The sequence below is a fragment of the Acinetobacter sp. YH01004 genome (assembly GCF_013420455.1).
In the GTDB taxonomy this organism is placed as follows: Bacteria; Pseudomonadota; Gammaproteobacteria; order Pseudomonadales; family Moraxellaceae; genus Acinetobacter; species Acinetobacter towneri.
Map to the genome: position 1 here is coordinate 1 of NZ_VOXZ01000029.1, position 4608 is coordinate 4608.

Sequence of the window (4608 nt, forward strand, 5' to 3'; positions counted from 1 at the left end):
AAGCAAACATGTAATCTTTCTTCTGCATCTAAAGCCTTGCCCATCAAGTGTTTACCACAATCATTTTATCGACGTATGCAGCGCTTCTTTGCAGGTCAGTATTTTGATTATCGTCAAATTTCTCAGTTGATTTTCAATATGTTTTCATTCGACCAAGTGCAACTGACTTTAGATAGAACCAATTGGAAATGGGGAAAACGAAATATTAATATCCTGATGCTCGCAATCGTTTATCGTGGAATAGCGATACCTATCCTTTGGACATTGCTTAATAAACGTGGAAATTCAGATACGAAAGAGCGTATTGCTTTGATTCAACGCTTTATAGCCATTTTTGGTAAAGACCGTATTGTGAATGTGTTCGCAGACAGAGAGTTTATCGGTGAGCAGTGGTTTACATGGTTAATTGAACAAGACATCAACTTCTGCATTCGTGTTAAAAAAACTTCATTGTCACCAATCATTTAGGAAAGAATCATAAAATTAGTGATTTATTTCGCCATCTTAAAGTTGGTCAAATTGAATGTCGTAAACGACGGATTTTGGTTGGTCGGGTGAAACTATATATAAGTGCACTACAGTTAGAAAATGGAGAGCTTTTACTCGTCGTTTCTCCTCAGTTTAATGCCAATGCTATTCAGGATTATGCATTACGCTGGGAAATTGAAACCTTATTCAGTTGTCTCAAAGGACGCGGGTTTAATCTTGAAAATACGCGCTTGACAGACCCTAGACGAGTGAAAAAATTGATTGCGGTGTTAGCTATAAGCTTCTGTTGGTGTTACTTAACGGGTGAATGGCAACATAATCAAAAAAAAGCGATAAAAATAAAGAAGCATGGACGACTCTCAATGAGTTTATTTCGCTATGGTTTAGACTATGTTCAAATGGCGATTCAGCGTTTAATTGGTTTTGGGAAAAAAGAAGAGTTTAAGGAAATTTTGGCAATTTTAAGAAAGCAGAATCCTGATAGGATAAGGGTTCTGTGAAATTTGTCGTGTACAGAGTATAATATCCTGCCTTTTTTATATCTGTTTCTTCCGAAGGAGATGAGAGATGTCTGATTTCATTCAGTTAGAATATCTACAAGAAAAATTACAGCAACTTTTAGCGGAATCATTATTTGCAATCTATCTTTATGGTTCAGCTGTTGATGGTGGCTTAGGGCCAGAAAGTGACCTTGATGTTCTGGTCGTGGTTACTCAACCATTAACATCTGCTTTACGCGAGCAGCTTGCACAAGAATTACTAAAAATTTCACAGCCTGTTGGGGAATTACAAAGACCATTAGAAGTTACTATTTTATTAAAAGATGAGATTCAGTCTGGAAATTATCCTTTAAGTTATGAAATGCAGTTTGGTGAATGGCTACGTGAAGAACTTAAAGAAGGTGGAACATTAAGTTCGCAGAAAGACCCAGATATTAGTATATTGCTTAGAAAAGCGAGATCTCATCATACAGTTTTATTTGGTCCAGCTTTAGACCAATGGGCACCTGAAATTTCTGATCAAGAACTATGGCAAGCAATGTCTGATACTTATCCCGAAATTGTAGCTCATTGGGATGAGGATGCAGATGAAAGAAACCAGATTTTAGCTTTATGCCGGATCTATTTTAGTTTAGTCATGAAGGATATTGCTTCAAAAGGCAATGCAGCTCGATGGGTTATGCCTCAGCTTCCTCCTGAGCAGAAATTCGTATTGCAGCGGCTTATACAGGAATATAGAGGGGAAATCGGTAAACAAAATTGGCAAGAGGAACATTATGCTTTGCAGCCTATTGTTAATTTTCTGAGTTCAAAAATTGAAGAGCATTTTGAGCAGAAAAGAAATTTGATCACATAATAATTTTTTAGATTCTGGCTTTTCTTACCGACTTTACTAAACATACGGCTATATAAGAGTGCTTAAGCACTCTTTTTTTATTACTTAGTGTTTAAAGAAAATAATATTAATTTTAATATAGGGTTTGTTGACATTTACTGTTCATAATTAACCCTATAAAGGTAGCCATAAAAATATACATGCTAAAGCAACAGAACTTTGATAATTTCTTTTGAGCTTGTCATATCGAGTAGCTATTCCTCTAAATTGCTTTAATCTACAAAACATATTTTCAACTAAATGCCTGATTTTATATAAATACCAGTCCATATGGTCATTGTTCGATTGGCTATTTGTTTTCTTTGGTATATTCGCTTTAGTCCCTGTTTTCCTGATCTGTTCACGCAGTGGTTCTGAATCATAGCCTTTATCTGCACATACCACTTTTGTCTCTTTTAAATCTAATGTTGATATTAAATCAGGTGCAACTTTAACATCATGTGTGGTTCCATCGGTAATCATGAAATCAATAGGATTGCCATGTGCATCAACAATCAAATGTATTTTTGAGGAGTTTCCTCCTACACTTTTAGAAATAGATTGATTCGCTATGCCGGCAGAATGTTGATGAGCACGTACATGAGAGCCATCAATAAAAATCCACTCCATATCGGGGCATGAGGCTAGTAATTTGAATAATCTAAGAAACTTACCGCTGCTTGACCAACGATTAAAACGTTTGAAAATAGAGTTTGAATGACCAAAACAGCAAGGAATATCTCGCCACGGACAGCCTGTTCTAATTCTATAGAGAATAGCTTCAATAAAATTGCGTAAATTTGAGTTGTGGTGAATGGATAAATTACGCAGAATAACTTTCAACTTTTGCCAGTGTTGATCTGTCAGCATAGTACGAGGCATAGCGAATAGTAAAATTGGGTTTGGCGATTTGATTTTACTACTTCGCTATTTTTTTAAGCTAAAAGTGTCAACACACCCTAGTCAAACTACTTTATTATTCATACAAGATTCGAAAAAAACTCGAAATAACTCATCGACTGAGTCGATCAACCATTCTTTACGCTTACGTTTAACCCATGCCCACATCTGTTCTATAGGATTTAAATCAGGGCTGTATGCAGGAAGCCAAAGAATTTTATGCCCTTGTTGTTCCAATAACTCCTGAATATCTGCTCTTTTATGAAATGCTGCATTATCCATAACCACTACACTATTTTCTGGTAATGCTGGTATGAGGAATTGCTCAATCCAAAAATGAAAAACATCTGAATTGATTTTGCAGTCAAATAAACCGACTGAAAATAAATACCCTTTATGGATTGCTCCAATGGCATTGGTCTGATTCTTTAATTGCCAATTATATTGCCCTAGACAGGGTACTCCTTTTCGTGAGTAGCCATGAGGTCTGTAATCATGTGACTTAAAACCACTTTCATCCAGATAAATAATCGGATGGTTTTTTTCTAATTCATTCACTTGCAGAATAAATTTATCCCTAAGCTTTGTATCTGCTTTAGGATGGCTTAACGTCTTTTTTTAACTGTAATATTTAAGCGCTTTAATGCAGCACCAATAGATGAAACACCACAATTAAAACGTGCAGCACGTTCATATTGATAAGCATCAGGATACTTTTCAACATCTTCACGTAAAGCATCATCGTTAATTTTAGAAGGTTTACGTACACGAGTTTTTTTAATCTCTATACGTTTCTTCCATTCAACAATGGTATTTTTATTAATTTCAAATTGTGCAGCTACTGCTCGAATAGAATAACCTTCCTCAAGCTTAGCTAAAATTTTACGTCTAAAATGTTCTGAATAACTCATTGCACCATTGTATTGGTTTTATAATGATTTGACTATAACTCTGGATCACCTATCGAAAATTCAAATTCGATATATTTGTCACGCTGAGTCCCTGTAACATGAATAAAGCAAGGAGGCTGTTCTACATTGAGTTGCTGCATACCAAAATCCTCATATTCTCCATAAGATTATTGCAACTTGCATGCCAATTTTATTTATTATTATTTTTCAAATATTTATGATTTTCTCTTTTTTATTTCATACAATGTTCTTTATCAAATTCTTAAGTCACAATGTATGACTTAAGAAAATTCTCAAGTGTTTTATATTTTCTCAGTTGTATAAGCACTTATAGATGATCAAAAAAAAAAGAAGCCAAAGCTTCTTTTTTTGATTTTCCAACTCGCATTGATAGCCCCTATAATTCAATCAACTGAACCGTACCGGGTTTGTCGGAGAGTTTTTTATTTAAGTTAGGCCACCTGACCTAACGGGTTAATCTTATCATAGTACATTGCTTCAAAATCAAAAGGTGATACATAACCTAGTGCACTATGTACACGCTCTTTATTGAACCAATCTACCCAATTTAGTGTCGCAAGTTGTACATCCGCTAAACCTTGCCAATCTGCTTTTAGATATTCAATCACCTCTGTTTTGTATAAGCCATTCACCGTTTCAGCCAAAGCATTATCGTATGAATCACCAGTCGTACCGACTGATGCTCGTAAATTTGCTGCTTCTAAACGATTGGTATAGCGAATGGAAAGATATTGCACACCTCTGTCGGAATGATGAATCACATTCTTTGGCATGCCTCGATCATGCAATGCTTGCTCCAATGCATCGAGCACCATATCTGTATTCATCCGTGTCGATACTTTCCATCCAACAATTGCTCGTGAGAACACATCAATAATAAATGCAGTATAAACCCAGCCTGAATTTGTTTGAA

Annotated in this window: 7 protein-coding genes; 2 read left to right on the forward strand and 5 right to left on the reverse strand. The window is 35.5% G+C overall.

Annotated elements, in window-relative coordinates:
* Positions 1–989 (forward strand): IS4-like element ISAba1 family transposase gene (locus FTT71_RS13000; protein ID WP_179994544.1). Its coding sequence is split into 2 segments (ribosomal slippage), with 990 coding nucleotides annotated over them: positions 1–439 and positions 439–989; the frame shifts between segments, so codons are not numbered across the junction. This gene is flagged as partial in the annotation.
* Positions 990–1056: 67 nt separating this feature from the next.
* Entirely contained in the window at positions 1057–1845 is a 789-nt protein-coding gene (locus tag FTT71_RS13005) for an ANT(3'')-II family aminoglycoside nucleotidyltransferase (RefSeq protein ID WP_005137601.1), read from the forward strand.
* 153 nt (positions 1846–1998) lie between these two features.
* Here FTT71_RS13005 and FTT71_RS13010 read toward each other — a convergent pair whose 3' ends face one another.
* The 5 genes from FTT71_RS13010 to FTT71_RS13030 all read right to left on the reverse strand — a co-directional run.
* On the reverse strand, positions 1999–2745 hold the full coding sequence (locus FTT71_RS13010; protein WP_002122556.1) for an IS5-like element ISAba31 family transposase: 747 nt from the start codon (positions 2743–2745) through the stop codon (positions 1999–2001).
* A gap of 81 nt (positions 2746–2826) precedes the next feature.
* Positions 2827–3321: an IS630 family transposase gene (locus tag FTT71_RS13015; protein WP_001003818.1), complete on the reverse strand. Its 495-nt coding sequence runs from the start codon at positions 3319–3321 to the stop codon at positions 2827–2829.
* A gap of 47 nt (positions 3322–3368) precedes the next feature.
* Positions 3369–3674 (reverse strand): IS630 transposase-related protein, encoded by a 306-nt coding sequence (locus FTT71_RS13020; RefSeq protein WP_000122230.1) that lies wholly within the window; start codon positions 3672–3674, stop codon positions 3369–3371.
* A 32-nt stretch (positions 3675–3706) separates the two neighbouring features.
* A complete protein-coding gene (locus tag FTT71_RS13025) occupies positions 3707–3814 on the reverse strand; it encodes a phenol hydroxylase subunit (RefSeq protein WP_218951701.1) in 108 nt (35 codons plus the stop codon).
* Between the two features lie 312 nt (positions 3815–4126).
* The coding region (locus tag FTT71_RS13030) for an IS3 family transposase (RefSeq protein ID WP_180025073.1) at positions 4127–4608 on the reverse strand (482 nt) is incomplete at its 5' end.